This is a genomic window from Maribacter litopenaei (assembly GCF_025244665.1).
Taxonomy (GTDB): Bacteria; Bacteroidota; Bacteroidia; order Flavobacteriales; family Flavobacteriaceae; genus Maribacter; species Maribacter litopenaei.
The window spans coordinates 3,642,840-3,657,658 of record NZ_CP104205.1 but is presented as its reverse complement, the minus strand read 5'-3'; the positions used below and the strand labels follow the sequence as shown (position 1 = coordinate 3,657,658).

General features: G+C 41.6%; 14 protein-coding genes and 3 pseudogenes. 10 read left to right on the top strand and 7 right to left on the bottom strand.

The window, feature by feature from the left end:
* Positions 1–7: 7 nt before the first annotated feature.
* Positions 8–1,805, bottom strand: a pseudogene (gene lepA / locus NYZ99_RS19745) (translation elongation factor 4).
* Positions 1,806–2,010: 205 nt separating this feature from the next.
* Here lepA and NYZ99_RS19740 point away from each other — a divergent pair.
* The 5 genes from NYZ99_RS19740 to NYZ99_RS19725 all read left to right on the top strand — a co-directional run bounded on the left by NYZ99_RS19740 (position 2,011) and on the right by NYZ99_RS19725 (position 6,922).
* Positions 2,011–3,678: a TonB-dependent receptor domain-containing protein gene (locus NYZ99_RS19740; protein ID WP_260572786.1), complete on the top strand. Its 1,668-nt coding sequence runs from the start codon at positions 2,011–2,013 to the stop codon at positions 3,676–3,678.
* Positions 3,635–4,420 carry an outer membrane beta-barrel family protein gene (locus NYZ99_RS23245; RefSeq protein WP_260572785.1) on the top strand — a complete coding sequence of 262 codons (786 nt, stop codon included), beginning with the start codon at positions 3,635–3,637 and terminating at the stop codon, positions 4,418–4,420. The genes NYZ99_RS19740 and NYZ99_RS23245 overlap by 44 nt, the downstream gene beginning before the upstream one ends.
* A 102-nt stretch (positions 4,421–4,522) precedes the next feature.
* Positions 4,523–5,896 carry a carboxypeptidase regulatory-like domain-containing protein gene (locus tag NYZ99_RS19730; RefSeq protein WP_476738689.1) on the top strand — a complete coding sequence of 458 codons (1,374 nt, stop codon included), beginning with the start codon at positions 4,523–4,525 and terminating at the stop codon, positions 5,894–5,896.
* The gene (locus NYZ99_RS23240) at positions 5,875–6,342 is read left to right on the top strand and encodes an outer membrane beta-barrel family protein (protein ID WP_476738697.1); all 468 of its coding nucleotides are present in this window, start codon (positions 5,875–5,877) and stop codon (positions 6,340–6,342) included. The genes NYZ99_RS19730 and NYZ99_RS23240 overlap by 22 nt, the downstream gene beginning before the upstream one ends.
* Entirely contained in the window at positions 6,320–6,922 is a 603-nt protein-coding gene (locus tag NYZ99_RS19725) for an outer membrane beta-barrel family protein (RefSeq protein WP_260572784.1), read from the top strand. Before NYZ99_RS23240 ends, NYZ99_RS19725 begins: the two co-directional genes overlap by 23 nt.
* Before the next feature lie 8 nt (positions 6,923–6,930).
* On the opposite strand, the gene NYZ99_RS19720 is transcribed toward NYZ99_RS19725, so the two are convergent.
* From NYZ99_RS19720 to NYZ99_RS19705, 4 genes and pseudogenes are all read right to left on the bottom strand, one after another.
* Entirely contained in the window at positions 6,931–7,143 is a 213-nt protein-coding gene (locus NYZ99_RS19720; protein ID WP_260572783.1) for a hypothetical protein, read from the bottom strand.
* Positions 7,140–8,534 carry a radical SAM protein gene (locus NYZ99_RS19715; RefSeq protein ID WP_260572782.1) on the bottom strand — a complete coding sequence of 465 codons (1,395 nt, stop codon included), beginning with the start codon at positions 8,532–8,534 and terminating at the stop codon, positions 7,140–7,142. Before NYZ99_RS19715 ends, NYZ99_RS19720 begins: the two co-directional genes overlap by 4 nt.
* Complete coding sequence (locus NYZ99_RS19710; protein ID WP_260572781.1) at positions 8,506–9,267, bottom strand: prolipoprotein diacylglyceryl transferase; 762 nt, start codon at positions 9,265–9,267, stop codon at positions 8,506–8,508. Before NYZ99_RS19710 ends, NYZ99_RS19715 begins: the two co-directional genes overlap by 29 nt.
* Before the next feature lie 17 nt (positions 9,268–9,284).
* A pseudogene (locus NYZ99_RS19705) lies at positions 9,285–10,392 on the bottom strand (TolB family protein).
* A 32-nt stretch (positions 10,393–10,424) separates the two neighbouring features.
* On the opposite strand from NYZ99_RS19705, the gene NYZ99_RS22505 reads away from it, so the two are divergent.
* From NYZ99_RS22505 to dusB, 4 genes are read left to right on the top strand one after another with little or no spacing between them, the layout of a single operon-like run.
* Positions 10,425–10,724: a hypothetical protein gene (locus NYZ99_RS22505; protein WP_338039162.1), complete on the top strand. Its 300-nt coding sequence runs from the start codon at positions 10,425–10,427 to the stop codon at positions 10,722–10,724.
* Positions 10,703–11,509, top strand: a complete 807-nt coding sequence (locus NYZ99_RS19700) for a M28 family peptidase (RefSeq protein WP_338039161.1) — start codon at positions 10,703–10,705, stop codon at positions 11,507–11,509. Before NYZ99_RS22505 ends, NYZ99_RS19700 begins: the two co-directional genes overlap by 22 nt.
* Positions 11,487–11,651, top strand: coding sequence for a PDZ domain-containing protein (locus NYZ99_RS22500; RefSeq protein WP_338039160.1), 165 nt, complete (start codon positions 11,487–11,489; stop codon positions 11,649–11,651). Before NYZ99_RS19700 ends, NYZ99_RS22500 begins: the two co-directional genes overlap by 23 nt.
* A 42-nt stretch (positions 11,652–11,693) precedes the next feature.
* Positions 11,694–12,692, top strand: coding sequence for a tRNA dihydrouridine synthase DusB (dusB, locus tag NYZ99_RS19695; protein WP_260572780.1), 999 nt, complete (start codon positions 11,694–11,696; stop codon positions 12,690–12,692).
* On the opposite strand, the gene NYZ99_RS19690 is transcribed toward dusB, so the two are convergent.
* Together NYZ99_RS19690 and rbfA are read right to left on the bottom strand one after the other, a co-directional pair.
* The gene (locus NYZ99_RS19690; RefSeq protein ID WP_260572779.1) at positions 12,689–13,894 is read right to left on the bottom strand and encodes an ABC transporter permease; all 1,206 of its coding nucleotides are present in this window, start codon (positions 13,892–13,894) and stop codon (positions 12,689–12,691) included. The genes dusB and NYZ99_RS19690 overlap by 4 nt on opposite strands.
* A 3-nt stretch (positions 13,895–13,897) precedes the next feature.
* On the bottom strand, positions 13,898–14,290 hold the full coding sequence (gene rbfA / locus NYZ99_RS19685) for a 30S ribosome-binding factor RbfA (protein ID WP_260572778.1): 393 nt from the start codon (positions 14,288–14,290) through the stop codon (positions 13,898–13,900).
* 65 nt (positions 14,291–14,355) lie between these two features.
* Here rbfA and mce point away from each other — a divergent pair.
* Positions 14,356–14,758, top strand: a pseudogene (gene mce, locus NYZ99_RS19680) (methylmalonyl-CoA epimerase).
* The last annotated feature ends 61 nt before the right edge of the window (positions 14,759–14,819 follow it).

The following is a 14,819-nucleotide window of genomic DNA, read 5'->3' as shown; positions in this document are numbered from 1 at the left end:
GGATCCCCTAATCGTTGAGCTTTAAAACTGCCATAAACGCCTGTTGCGGTATTTCTACATTCCCAACTTGACGCATACGTTTTTTACCTTTTTTCTGCTTTTCAAGCAACTTTCTTTTCCTAGAAATATCCCCACCATAACATTTGGCCGTTACGTCTTTACGAAGGGCCTTAATGGTTTCCCTCGAGATAATCTTGGAACCGATGGCGGCCTGAATAGGAATATCGAATTGTTGTCTTGGGATGAGCTCTTTTAACTTCTCGCACATTTTTTTACCAATGTTGGCGGCATTATCAAAATGTATTAAAGCGGATAATGCATCTACAGGCTGGGCATTTAATAAAATATCCACACGAACCAGTTTGGATGCACGCATTCCAATAGGGGCATAATCGAAGGAGGCATAGCCTTTGGAAACCGTTTTTAAGCGATCATAAAAGTCGAATACAATTTCTGCCAAAGGCATGTCAAAGTTCAGCTCCACCCTTTCGGTCGTCAAATAGGTCTGATTGGTAATCTGTCCTCTCTTTTCAATACAGAGGGACATAACGTTCCCTACAAAATCAGCTTTTGTAATAATGGTCGCCTTTATATATGGTTCCTCGACCCTATCTATGGTTGAAGGGTCCGGAAGGTCACTGGGGTTGTTTACAATGATCGCGGTCTCCGGGTCTTTACGTGTATAAGCGTGATAACTTACGTTAGGTACCGTAGTTATCACAGTCATATCAAACTCACGCTCCGAGACGCTCTTGAATGATTTCCATATGGAGCATTCCCAAAAATCCACATCTAAAACCAAAGCCCAAGGCGGCACTACTCTCCGGAGTAAATACCAGCGAGGCGTCGTTTAGTTGTAACTTTTCCATGGAAGACCGTAATTCCTCAAAGTCCTCCGTGTCGACGGGATAGATACCCGCGAAAACCATGGGCTTTACATCCTCAAATCCCGCAATCGCATTTTTGGTCGGGACCGCGGCATCCGTAATGGTGTCTCCTACTTTTACTTCTCGCGCATCTTTTATGCCTGTGATCAAATACCCCACATCACCCGCACCTATCATCGGTTTTGGATGTTGTGTTAACTTAAGGGTGCCAATTTCATCGGCGTCATAACTTTTGCCCGTGGCGACGAATTTTATTTTTTGATTTTTTCGGATACTTCCATTGACAACCCTAAAATAAGTTTCCACACCTCGAAAAGGATTGTATACGGAATCAAAGACCAAAGCCTGTAAGGGCTCATCCGGATTTCCTTTAGGCGCGGGGATTCGCTCAATGATGGCCTTTAAGATTTCCTCAATCCCAATACCCGTTTTGGCACTGGCCGGGATAACATCCTCTGCATCACACCCCAAAAGATCTACAATATCGTCCGTAACCTCCTCGGGGTTTGCGCTGGGCAAGTCCACCTTATTTAGCACCGGAATGATCTCTAAGTCATTTTCAAGAGCTAGATATAAGTTGGATATGGTCTGAGCCTGTATGCTTTGTGCGGCGTCGACTACCAATAACGCACCTTCACAAGCTGCGATGGATCGCGAAACTTCATAAGAGAAATCAACATGCCCAGGGGTGTCAATAAGATTTAGGACATATTTTTCACCGTTGTAAACATAATCCATTTGTATGGCATGGCTTTTTATGGTAATACCTCGCTCACGCTCCAAGTCCATATTATCCAACAGCTGTTCCTTTTTTTCCCTTTCGGTGACGGAACCCGTAAAATCCAAAAGCCTGTCGGCCAAGGTACTTTTACCATGATCAATATGGGCAATTATGCAAAAATTTCTAATGTTATTCATAGCAACGGTTGAAAAATAGAGCTCTCTAAACATGGTAAATTACCTGCTTAAAAAGCAATTGCAAATATAATCTAATTTGTATGGACATCTAATGAAGCATCAACTAAATAAACAGGCAATATTCGGCTAAAATCAAAGTGAAACCTACCCATTATAAAAAATACAGTATTATTTTGTTAGATTTGGTCTTCAACCCAAACTAAAAGTGAAACCACTACTGCTATTTTTCCTAGCTGTCCTAGGGTATACCCAAGTAGCGTATTGCCAATCCTATGAACTTACCGGTACGGTGAGGGACGAGGTAGGCGAGGTAATCCCTTTTGCCTCCGTATTTTTATCAAGGCCTATGGATTTAACCGTGGTCAAAGGTTCTTCCGCAGATGAAAATGGTCTATTTATTATAACCGATATAGAACCTGGCCTTTATATTGTGCAAGGCTCCTATATTGGAAAAAGTTCCGAAGGTCTTCCTTTGGATATCCAATCTGATATTAGAATAGGTGCATTGATCATTCCACAACAAACGGAGCAGTTGGATGAGGTTGTCGTGGTATCCTCCAGGCCCAAGATTGAACGCAAGGTAGATCGATTGGTTTTTAATGTGGAAAACACCGTGCTGTCCCAAAGTACTTCTTGGGATATTCTGAAGCAAACACCGGGAGTGATTTTGATGCAGGATGAACTTCAAATTCGAAACCAACCAGCGGTGGTATACATCAACGACCGGAAAGTTCAATTGTCACCATCGGAAGTAAGAAGTTTATTGGAAAATTATCAAGGGCAGAATATCAAATCCATTGAAGTAATCAACAACCCTCCGGCAAAGTATGACGCGGAAGGAGGAGCTGTTTTGAACATTATAACTTCAAAGAACATTTCCTTAGGATACAAGGGTAACATTAGTTCAAACTACACCCAAGGGATATTCCCCAAGTATAATTTTGGCACATCACATTTTTACAAAACAAAAAATCTCAATGTAAACGCCTCTTACTCTTATGCCCCCAGGAAGGATTTTAAGGATGTAAAAAACAGAACCAACTTCATAAATGATACGGGTATATTTTCCATTTGGGATACCGAGTTTGACAAAACCAATAGGTTTAAAACCCATAATGCAGGATTGACCTTAGATTATACAATTGATGACAGGAATGAAATCAATCTAACCTCCAACATGCAACTTTCACCGGAAAGGGAGTATGACAATTTTCAAAATACAATTATCACAAATAGACTTGGCGCTTTGGATTCCACATTGAGCACAACGAGTTTCTTGGACGAGACCAAAAACAATATTTCCGGGGATGTAACCTACAAGCATACCTTTAAGGAAAACAGCACATTACAGGTGAACGGACATTACACCGCCTTTGACCTAAGCAGAACACAACGTGCCAGTTCTGACTATTTTCTGCCCACTGGCGATTTTATAAGAAACTATAGCTTCTTTACAGATGCCAATCAGGATATCGAAATCATAACGGCCCAATTGGATTACAGTGCCCTTTTGGGTACGGTGAGTTTTGAAACCGGGGCGAAGCTTTCCTTGATTAATTCTGAAAGTCGCTTACAGTTCTTCACGGAAAATAACGGACGCGTTTTTGTTCCTAACCTTTCTGACAATTTTCTGTACGATGAGAATGTATATGCCGCATACGTAAGCGCTTCCAAGGATTGGGAAAAATGGAGCCTCAAGGCAGGACTTAGGGCGGAACATACCCAAAGTTCCGGAAACTCCCTGGCACTTTCCACGGTGAACGAATTAGAGTATTTCGAATTTTTTCCGTCGGTTTATCTGCTCCACACCATTAACGAAAACCATAGCCTTGCCTTTGATTATTCCGAGAAAACTGCAAAGGCCCAGGTATGAGGATTTGAACCCCTTTCGAACCTTTATCAATGAAAACATCTTTTATGAAGGAAACCCCACTCTTGTTCCCAACTTCAGCAACAACTTTAACCTGAACTATACCCTGAACCAGGAGTTTTTCTTTGATTTTTATTACCGGGACAATGGCAATTATATCTCCACACTTTCCTTTCAGGACAATGAAAATCAAGTATTACGGGATGTTACACAGAACGTTTTGGAAAGCACTTCGTACGGCTTCGACTTTAATTATGGAAAATCAATAACCAGTAATTGGTATCTCTATAGTTATATTTCCATTTTTCACGAGGATGAGACTTTTCTTGCTTTGGAAAGCGATGCATTTTCCGCTATTAACGAAATAAACGGTTATTATGTGGACCTCACCAATTATTTGACCCTTTCCAAAGACGGTACTTTTAAGGGAGAGCTGGGGCTGGCATATTTATCAGGGTTTTTGGCAGGTTCTTACACCATGTCGGAAACGACCAACTTGACTTTTGGGCTTCAAAAATCATTTTGGAACAGAAGAGCGGAGTTGAGCCTTAATATTAATGATATTACGGGCAAGGCGAATCCTTGGTTCTCATCAAAATATTTAAATCAGGATAATGCTTATATAGCCGTGGAGGAAACCCAAAATGTTAGACTCTCTTTCACCTACAATTTTGGAAACTTCCGTTTAGAGGACAATCAACGCCAAATAGAAAAAGCGGAAAGAGCCCGCATTGGTTCAGAATAAGTCAAATTAAACTTCTCTTTTATGAAATTCCTACAAACATTTTTCGGTGTAGGATATTTCCGAATAACTTTGTTTATATTCGCTTGCGACTACCATTAGCCAATGAAGCAAGCCCTACAATTCCTCTCTTTCTTTTTCTTGATTACTTCTGCTTCGAAAGCCCAAGAATTTGAAATTTCAGGAAGTATAAAGGATCAAAATAATGTGCCTTTGGTCTTCGCGAACGTCTTATTGAAAAGCCAAGATTCTATTCTTATAAAAGGGGCCGCCACAGATGGATCAGGAGGGTTTGTTTTGAGCAATGTAGAGGAAGGAAACTACCTTTTATCGGCCAGTTATCCGGGTGCTTTTAGTAAAACTATCGATATCTACGTCATGTCAGATCTAGTCTTAGAGGACTTGATTATTGAACAAACCGAGACCCAGTTGGACGAGGTTGAGGTAACCTATAAAAAACCTACCATTGAGCAAAGGGCAGACCGTCTTATCTTCAATGTGGAAAACACTTCCTTGTCCCAAGGAAATATTTGGGACATTTTAAAACAGACCCCCGGGGTAATTATCATAAACGATAAAATCAATATCAAGGGAAGTTCCAATATAGGGGTGATGATCAATGGTAGATTGGTAAACATTCCGCAGTCTGATATTGTCAACCTGCTATCAGGTAGTTCCGGGGACAATGTGGAATCCGTTGAGGTGATCCTTAACCCCCCTGCAAAATACAGTGCTGAAGGTGGACTTTTATTGGATATCAAGATGAAGAAAAACCTCATTGCCGGTTATAATGGATCTATCTATAATAGATACACCCAAGCCGTTTTTCCAAAGCATATGCTTGGGACTGATCATTTTTTTAAAGGTAAAAGGACAGATTTTACCCTATCCTATAGTTTTAGGCAAAACAAATACTTGAACCGTTTTACGGATATAACCAACTTTTTTGATTCCAACACCGTGAACGAAGTTTGGACTACGGAACAAAAAAACATCATACGGGACAAGCAACATAGCTTTAGCGGATTTTTTGATTATGAGGTGAATAAAAACAACAACATAAGTTTTTCTACCATCAATTCATTTACCACACCAGGAAACCGGTTTATTTCATCCCAAACCCTAATCAAAGATCCCACCGGAAACGTGGACTCCAGTTTTTATACCCGAACAATTCCGATTATGATGTTTTCAACACGGCTTATTATCTCGGATTGGAAACATAGATTTAATAAGAAAGGTGAGGAACTAACCTTGGCCTCTAATTTTACATATTATGATTATAAAAGGGGCCAAAGCCTGAAAACAGATTTTTTTGACATCAATGGTACCGTCACCGGAGAAAATGATTTTGTGACGGAATCTGGTCAAAAAACCGGACTGTATAGTGCACAATTGGACTATACCAACCCAGTTAAGGAGTCTACCATCGTGGAAACGGGCCTACGGTATTCGGCATCAACTCAGAGTCCACCATAACACAAGAAGGCTTTGATAGGACCCAGCCGGGCATAGACCCTACGGAAGCAGGGTTGTTCGACTATAATGAACAAATAATGGCTGGTTATATTAGTTTGAACAACAGTTGGAAAGATTGGCAACTAAACATGGGTTTACGTGGGGAATACACAGAAACGGAGGGAGATTTGGATACGTCTATCGACCCTGTAAAAAATTCCTACTTTCAACTATTTCCATCATTGTCCGTACAGCATAAATTCACCGAAAAACACAATCTAGCCCTGCGATATTACAGAAGGATAACCAGGCCAAGATATAGCGACCTGAATCCTTTTCAATATTTCCAAAGCAACAACTCCGTGGTTGAAGGGAATCCGTACTTGAGACCGGCGACAAGGAACTATGTTTCCCTGGAATATAATTTTGATAGGACCATATTCGGTGGAAGTTTACTATTTCCATAGAAAGAATGACTTTTTTGAACAGATAGTACAGGACAACGAAAGTAATTTACTCCGCTTTTTAAGTGTCAACCTGGAATCCAACATCACTTATGGTGCAGAATTCAGGTGGAACAAAAGCCTCACAACGTTTTGGGATACATATCTATTGTTGAGCTATTATTACAAGGAAAATGGATTTAGGGATATAGATACCGGTGCTATCTTGGACAATAGTATATGGACGAGCAATGTGCGGTTCAACAATTACTTTACCTTGTTGGAGGATCGTTCCCTCTATGCAGATGTTTTGTTTCGATATTCCGCACCCACGGTTTTTGGAAATTCTAGAAGGGAGTCCACAAGCCAGTTGGTACTTTCCTTTAGTAAAAGTCTTTTGAAACGCAGGGCTACGGTATCCCTTTCCGTTGAGGATATTTTTAACGATGGCAATTACTTCTCCACTAGAAACTACCTTTCACAGGACAATAGCACCTTTTCAAGAAGGGAAACACGCTTATTTTATGTAGGTTTTCGATACAAGTTTGGGAACAACCGAATCCGGGATAACCGTGAAACGGAAAAGCACGGAAGAAGGAGATAGGATTTGAGTTAGAATCCAACAATCATCGACCCACATACTCCAAAGCTCACTAGCATATACACACCTGCCAAGATCAGAAGGATTTTACCCGTTTTCTTTTTGTTTTTCGCCATCAATACAATACCAATAATTCCCAAAAGTATGGCTGATCCAAACATGATAAGAAGTATCAGTACAACCAATCCATCCAAATTACCGACTTCCAAGGCAAGGTTGCTCATCTAGTTTCTTTTTGTAGTTCTTGTAACAGATTGATTTTATCATCCCTATAAAACAGGTTCATGGTCTCAAAAGGGATAATCTTATTGTCCTTGTTCACGATGTGTACACAGGATTTTTTAATGGCCCTAACATCAAAATTATGGGCGTCTATAAATTGCATGATAATAATCCTGAAAAGATTGTCATAGCCCAATTCCGGGGCGTCGATTTCCGGGAGACAGCACATGATACTTTTCAAATTTTCCGATGCATTTTCCACGGATTTACCAGTACTGAACAGCTCTATCATCTTTCCGTAGAGCTGTTCGTCCTGTTCATAGATGATGGTATTTTTTCCTTCGTTCAGCAAGTCATCCGGATTGATAAAGCGGGTCAAGGGGCTCGCTTCCCCGTCAATTTTTAGGGCATAGGCCATAACCAAAGCATCCGGGTTGCAGGGAACCGGGATAAGATCGTCCGGTTCAAAAATTGGTGATTGTTCCAAAATCTTTCTTCGCACTTCGGTCAATGTAATCCTGTTTTCACCCACTTCAAAATTCTCCAAACGGCCAGCAATCTGTGTAGGCTGAAAGGTAACACCCCTAATGCACTTTTGCTGTAACGCAAAATCTATAGTCTTTCCCATTTCGTGGTCGTTCAGACCTTTTTGCAAGGTAACTACCAAAGTCGTAGATAGGTTGAGTTTATTGAGGTGTTCCAAGGCCTTTAAACGAATATCCGACAATTCCGCTCCCCTAAGTGTTTTAAGTACTTCGTTGTCCAACGAATCGAATTGAAGGTAGATTTCAAAATCGGGCATATAGGAAGCAAGTCGCTCTACAAAATCGTATTCCTTGGCAATGCGTATGCCATTTGTGTTGACCATTAAATGCCGAATGGGCAAGGTCTTTGCGTAATCCAATATTTCAAAAAAATGCGGGTGCAAGGTTGGTTCGCCACCGCTCAACTGAACCACATCGGGTTCACCTTCGTTCTTTACGATAGCATCCAACATGCTTTTAACCTCCTCCAAAGTTCTATGTCTGCCATAGGTGGGGGAAGAGCCTGCATAACAGGTGGGGCAGGTCAGATTGCATCGGTCCGTTACTTCAACGACCGTTAAGCAGGAGTGCTGCTCGTGATCGGGACAGAGCCCACAATCATAGGGACATCCATAATGGGTCTTGGTATTGAAAGTCCTCGGGTATTCCGATGCTTTGTTGTAGTTACGGATATTCTTATAATAAGAAATATCATCTGCGATCAACACCTTGGAACGCCCATGTTCAGGACAAATCTTCAACATATATACCTTTTCGTCCTCAAAAACGATTTTAGCATCGATCCGGCGAAGACATTCCGGACAAAGACTTAGGGTAAAGTCATAGTAGGTGTATTTTGCTTCGGGCATATGTGAAGAATTGACGGAGGGTTTTCCAGTAATACAACAGGCAAATTAGACATAAAATTTGGATGCTGCTCAACACCAAAACCAAAAAGGTATTCGGTTTTAAAAACTCTATAAAAAATCGAAACAGGAAATAGGATATCATAAAGATTTTGAAATACATACCACTTTCCAATCGCTCCTGTCGTTGCTGAAATCTTTTTATGAAGATAAAAAGAAGTATTAGGAATAGGACTTCATAAAGGGCAATGGGATGTCTAGGGACACCATCGCCCAGATCCATCCCAAGAAAAAAAGAGGTTTCCTTACCATAGGTAAACTCTTTGATACCCGATAAAAAGCAGCCTATCCGTCCAATGATGATTCCCAAAATGATGGGAAGTGTAAACAAATCGCCCGAAGATTTTTGTTCCCCAATTATTTTTTTGGACAGTTCTACACCAAGTAAACCACCAAAGAGTCCGCCCATAATGGTCTTGTTGTTCAAAATGGCCAACCAACCTTTCTCCCATTGCAATAATGGATTTTCCAAAAAAGCGACCAATCTGGAGAAAAAGAGGGCACCAAAAATAGCCCCAATGATAATGGATAGTCGGTTATTTGAGGATATGGCATCTTCAGAGTTCTTCCGCAGGAAAAGATAATATCGAAACCCTGCAAAGAAGGCAACATACTCCAATAGGAGGTGTATGTTCAGATCTATTCCAAAAACGTCTTGCTCAAAAGGGATGGTCATTTAAAGGTTATAAAGGACTACTCCTGCCACTCCGCTATAAAGAGATTCGTATCCCTAGTTCCGCCATTGTTTCGGTTGCTGGAAAAGGCCGGATATTTCCCATCATTGGAAAAAACAGGGAAGGCATCAAAGGTTTCGCCATGGGTCACCCGTTCTAAATTCTTGCCGTCGATATCGATAAAATAGAGGTTAAAAGGAAACCCCTTTTCCGCCTCAAAGTTACTGGAGAACAAAATCTTTTTCCCGGAAGGGTGGAAAAACGGACTCCAATTGGCATTTCCTAAAAAGGTGAGTTGTTTCAAGTCGCTTCCATCGGCATTGCAAATGAACAACTCCATTTCCGTAGGTTCAACCAAACCTTCGGCCAGTAAATCCTTATACTTTTTAATGGCTTCGGGAGTTTTGGGTCGGGAAGCCCTAAAAATTAACTTGGTGCCATCCGGTGAAAAAAAGGCACCCCCATCATAACCTAGTTCGTTGGTGATCTGCTTTACATCAGTCCCGTCCAGGTTCATGGTGTATAATTCCAGATCGCCACTTCGGGTAGAGGTAAATACTATTTTATCCCCCTTAGGTGAAACAGTAGCTTCGGCATCGTAACCAGGTTCGTTCGTTAATTGTGCCGTAATGTTACCTTCCAGGTCGGCTACAAAAATGTCAAAGGAATCGTAGACAGGCCATACGTAATTGCCATTTTTACGAAGGGGAACCTCCGGGCATTCCTTGTCCACCAAATGGGTGGAACCATACACAAAATGTTTATTGTCTCGGCAGAAAATAGGCACAAGTAGTACGGCCATATCCGGTACTTACCATAGGCGGAATGGAATCGGTTAATCCATCGGCGACATTCATTAAGAACATTTGATCGCAATTAAGGCCCCAATTCCTATTGTTGGATTGAAAGATCATCTGTTTGTTGTCCCAACTCCAATAAGCTTCTGCATTGTCCCCACCAAAGGTGATCTGGCGGATACTCTTAAAATACTTTTCTTCCGGATAGATCAAAGTGTCCTCGCCTGCCATTAAGGAGACCGCTTCTTCAGTAGAATTTTCAGAGTTTTTGGTATCGGTTTTACAACTGTAAACGAGGCAGATAAGCCCTAAAAAGAATAACATTCTCATGGAGATCCGTATTTTTGTCAAAAATAAAAGCTATGCTGCGCAATCTAACACTTTTGTCCGTTTTTTTTATGGCGTTGATTTCCTGTGAAAAAGAGGGAAAAAGACAGGTTACCCTACAGGAAGATGTGGCCTTTTTGGCCAATGATAGCTTACAAGGGCGTGAAACGGGTACTCCTTACGAGAAAGAAGCTGCACGCTATTTGGAAGAGCGAATGAAAAATATTGGATTGGCGCCCAAAGGAAGCGCGGGTACCTATTTCCGGACCTTTAGCTTCAAACCCAAATTGACCCACACTCCGAAGTGCAATTTATGGATGGTGATAGCACCATAACAGGAACCAATGTAATTGGTTATATCGATAACCAAGCTGATAAGACGGTTATCATAGGTGCCCATTATGACCATTTGGGCATGGGTGGTGAAGGTTCTTTATATGCGGAGGGCGAGGCCATTCACAACGGTGCGGATGACAATGCCAGTGGTGTGGGGGTTTTGTTGCAATTGGCCTCCAAACTCAGGGATACGCTTACGCAAAGCAATTACTTGATTATGGCTTTTTCAGGGGAAGAAATGGGCCTTTTGGGCAGTAATTACTTTTCCAAAAACCCAACAATTGATCTATCGAAGACAAATTACATGCTCAATATGGACATGGTAGGGAGAATGCGGGATGACAAGACCCTTTCCATTAGTGGTACTGGTACGGCTCCCATTTGGGGGCAGGTCTTAAATACCAACAATCCCGGGTTTAAATTGGTTTTGAGTGAATCAGGGTGGAATTCAAGTGATCATACTTCGTTTTATTTACAGGACATTCCGGTATTACACTTCTTTACTGGACAGCACGAAGACTACCACAAACCTTCGGACGATTATGACAAGTTGAACTATGAAGGAATGGAAATGATTACCGATTATATTCTATCCGTCATTTATGACTTGGACGATGATGCCAAATTGGCTTTTAGAAAAACCAAGAATGAGAGCGAGGAAGCCCCAAGATTTAAAGTAGCACTGGGTGTAATGCCCGATTATCTATATGACGGTAAGGGTATGCGCATTGACGGTGTTACCGATGGAAAACCCGCTGCTGATGCTGGACTTGAAAAAGGGTGATGTGGTCATACAATTAGGGGATAGTACTGTGACGGATATGATGAGCTACATGCGTGCACTTTCCATTTTTGAAGAAGGTGACGCAACGGAGGTTACCAGTGATCGCAATGGCAAAAAAATCACCGCAACTATTTCATTTTAAAATTAATACTATTTTTGCACCCCTTTAAAAACGTTGCATAATATGCCCAAAATTGGCGATATAGAATTACCGGTATTCCCACTATTGTTGGCCCCTATGGAGGATGTGAGCGATCCGCCATTCCGTGCTTTATGTAAGGAACAGGGCGCCGATGTGGTCTTTACGGAATTCATTTCTTCGGAAGGCTTGATTCGAGATGCTGCCAAGAGCGTTATGAAGCTGGACATTTACGAAAAGGAACGCCCCGTAGGCATTCAAATTTTTGGGGCCAACTTGGACAGTATGTTGCAATCCGTTGAGATAGTGGAAAAGTCTAATCCTGATATGATCGATATCAATTTTGGCTGCCCCGTGAAAAAGGTGGTTTCTAAAGGCGCCGGAGCGGGGATTCTAAAAGATATCGACTTGATGGTTTCCCTTACGGATGCTATGGTAAAGCATACCAAATTACCCATCACCGTGAAGACCCGTTTGGGTTGGGACGAGGATTCCATAAAAATTGTGGAGGTAGCGGAGCGCCTACAGGACGTGGGTTGCAAGGCCATTTCCATTCATGGGCGTACCCGTTCTCAGATGTATAAGGGTTATGCCAAATGGGAACCTATCGCAGAAGTGAAGAACAATCCAAGAATGCATATTCCCGTATTTGGTAACGGGGACGTGGACAGTCCGGAAGCAGCGATGCGAATGCGTGATGAATTTGGTCCGGATGGTGCTATGATCGGTAGGGCCAGTATAGGGTATCCTTGGTTTTTCAGGGAGGTGAAACACTTTTTTGAGACTGGCGAACATCTTCCACCACCAACAATGAAGGAAAGGGTAGCGGCTGCAAGAAGACATTTACAAATGTCCATTGATTGGAAAGGGGAAAAGTTGGGGGTGTTTGAAACGAGACGTCATTATACCAATTACTTTAAGGGCATTCCCAATTTTAAGGAATATCGCATGAAAATGGTCACGAGTGACGACGCCGTCGACGTTTTTGACGCCTTTGATGAAGTTCCGGAAAAATTTGGGGATTACCAGTTTGAGCACGCTTAGGTCGCAATCAATTTTTTATTGATTCGGCTACTGGCAATTTTAGAGGCGATAACCCCAAGAATCAAAATAGTGACCATTACGATCAGAACATTGATGATTTGAAACTCTACCGGATAGGCCAACGAAGGTGTAATCTTTAACCAGCCAAAGAAAATCTGTGACCAAACCAATAAGGAACCCAATAGTACTCCAATGAGGCCTCCAAATCCCGTAACAAGAATGCCCTGTACAAAATAGATGTTACGCAACTCCCTTATGGTGGTTCCTAAACTATAGAGGGTTTTGGAGTTTTGTTGTTTGTCCAAGATCATCATAATTATGGCTCCTACGACATTGAACAAGGCGATGACTAATACCAAAGTAAAGATGAGGTAGGTTGCCATATTTTCTGTGTTCAACATTTTATAGAGCGTACTGTTGAGTTCCCGCCTGTTTTTTAAAATGACACCATCTCCCAATATCTTTTTTATTTCTTCACGAACGCTTTGTTCCTCCGCTCCCTCTTGCAGTTTAAAGTTGATACCGTAAATATCGTTTTCAGTTTTTTCCAATAAGGCTTGGCTCAAGGCTAGGTCCGCAAATACATATTTATTGTCCAAATCGGCCTCCACGGCGTATACGCCACCAATAATTACCGGGAGTCTGTTGTACAGAGAGCTAACACCTTGCTGGGAGATGGATCCTTTACCAGGTTTAAAGGCGTAGATCTGCATCGGACTTCTGAATTGGTTAATGGTAACGCTAAGAATATTGGCGATTCCCATACCGGAAACCACTTGTTGGTCATTGATGGTCCAGTCACCTAAATATAAAATAGAGTCGGTATTGACCACCTTGGTATAATTGGAGTCGATGCCTTTGATGTAGGCAATATGGTTTTTTCCTCTGTGTTCCGGATATACCTTTTCTTCAATTTCCTTAGAGTAATTGGCCAACCCGTTTATGTTGCCCAAGCGTTTCTCTTGTTCGTCCGTAATTGAAAAGAATTTTCCGAAAGCGGGTTGGGCCTTTAGTTCCGGATCAAAGGAGTTGGTAAAGGAAAGGCTGAAAGTCTTGAGTCCTGCAAATCCGGAAAGTACTATAAACAAGGCCGCGGAACCAATGACGATTACCGGAAATGTAATAAAATTAATGATGTTCACCGCATTTTGTGTGCTCTTGGAGCGCACATATCTTTTAGCGATATAGAGCGGAAAGTTCAAGAATCAGGACTTTTTTCTTCTAGGCAACAGATCCCTGTTTTCAATAGGGTTTTCTTCCCTTTTCAAGGACTTTTCAATTTTTTCAATGTAATCCAAAGAGTCGTCCAAATAGAACAATAACTCCGGAACCCTTCTCAATTGATTTCGGGTACGTTGCGCCAGTTCATGTTTAATGAGGGGTTGGTTGGATTTGATTCCTTCCAAGAGTTCCTTGGCCTGATCTGTTGGAAAAATACTGATGTAGACCTTTGCGATGGAAAGGTCGGTAGTAACGGAAACTTTGGACACCGAAATCAAGGTACCCCTTAGCCCACCCTCAATGGCCGCTTTTTGCAAAATGGCTACGATATCCTTTTGGATGACCCCTGCTATCTTTCGTTGTCTTTGTGTTTCCATACCGCAAAAATACATAGAATAATGTATCTTGTTGTTATCCTTTACAGGGACTGATAGCATTTGAGATGAAAAAAATAGAACATTTGGGAATTGCGGTCAAAAACTTGGAAGATTCCAACATGTTGTTCGAAAAATTATTGGGGACAGGGCCTTATAAATTGGAAGAAGTACTTACTGAAGGGGTTCGGATCTCTTTTTTTAAAAAACGGACCCAATAAAATAGAGTTATTGGAGTCTTTGAACGACGATGGCCCCATAGCCAAATTCTTGCAAAAAAAAGGTGAGGGTATTCACCATGTAGCCTTCGAGGTGGAGGATATCCGGTCGGAAATGAAACGATTAAAACAAGAGGGATTTCATGTCTTAGGGGATGAACCCCAAAAGGGTGCCGATAATAAATGGGTAGTCTTTGTGCATCCTAAGTCCACAAACGGAGTTTTGATAGAACTCTGCCAAGAGATAAAATAGGTAAGAAGGCATTGAGGGAAGTTGAAATGACATCTTAAAATGTTGTGGCATATAAAAATAA

What these genes read in the sequence shown, in the direction of transcription:
- NYZ99_RS19730 (WP_476738689.1), top strand. Translation starts at nt 4,523, where the DNA reads ATGAAGCAAGCCCTACAATTCCTCTCTTTCTTTTTCTTGATTACTTCT.
- NYZ99_RS19720 (WP_260572783.1), bottom strand. Translation starts at nt 7,143, where the DNA reads ATGAGCAACCTTGCCTTGGAAGTCGGTAATTTGGATGGATTGGTTGTA.
- NYZ99_RS19715 (WP_260572782.1), bottom strand. Translation starts at nt 8,534, where the DNA reads ATGCCCGAAGCAAAATACACCTACTATGACTTTACCCTAAGTCTTTGT.
- NYZ99_RS19710 (WP_260572781.1), bottom strand. Translation starts at nt 9,267, where the DNA reads ATGACCATCCCTTTTGAGCAAGACGTTTTTGGAATAGATCTGAACATA.
- NYZ99_RS22505 (WP_338039162.1), top strand. Translation starts at nt 10,425, where the DNA reads ATGCTGCGCAATCTAACACTTTTGTCCGTTTTTTTTATGGCGTTGATT.
- NYZ99_RS19700 (WP_338039161.1), top strand. Translation starts at nt 10,703, where the DNA reads ATGGATGGTGATAGCACCATAACAGGAACCAATGTAATTGGTTATATC.
- NYZ99_RS22500 (WP_338039160.1), top strand. Translation starts at nt 11,487, where the DNA reads ATGCTGGACTTGAAAAAGGGTGATGTGGTCATACAATTAGGGGATAGT.
- dusB (WP_260572780.1), top strand. Translation starts at nt 11,694, where the DNA reads ATGCCCAAAATTGGCGATATAGAATTACCGGTATTCCCACTATTGTTG.
- rbfA (WP_260572778.1), bottom strand. Translation starts at nt 14,290, where the DNA reads ATGGAAACACAAAGACAACGAAAGATAGCAGGGGTCATCCAAAAGGAT.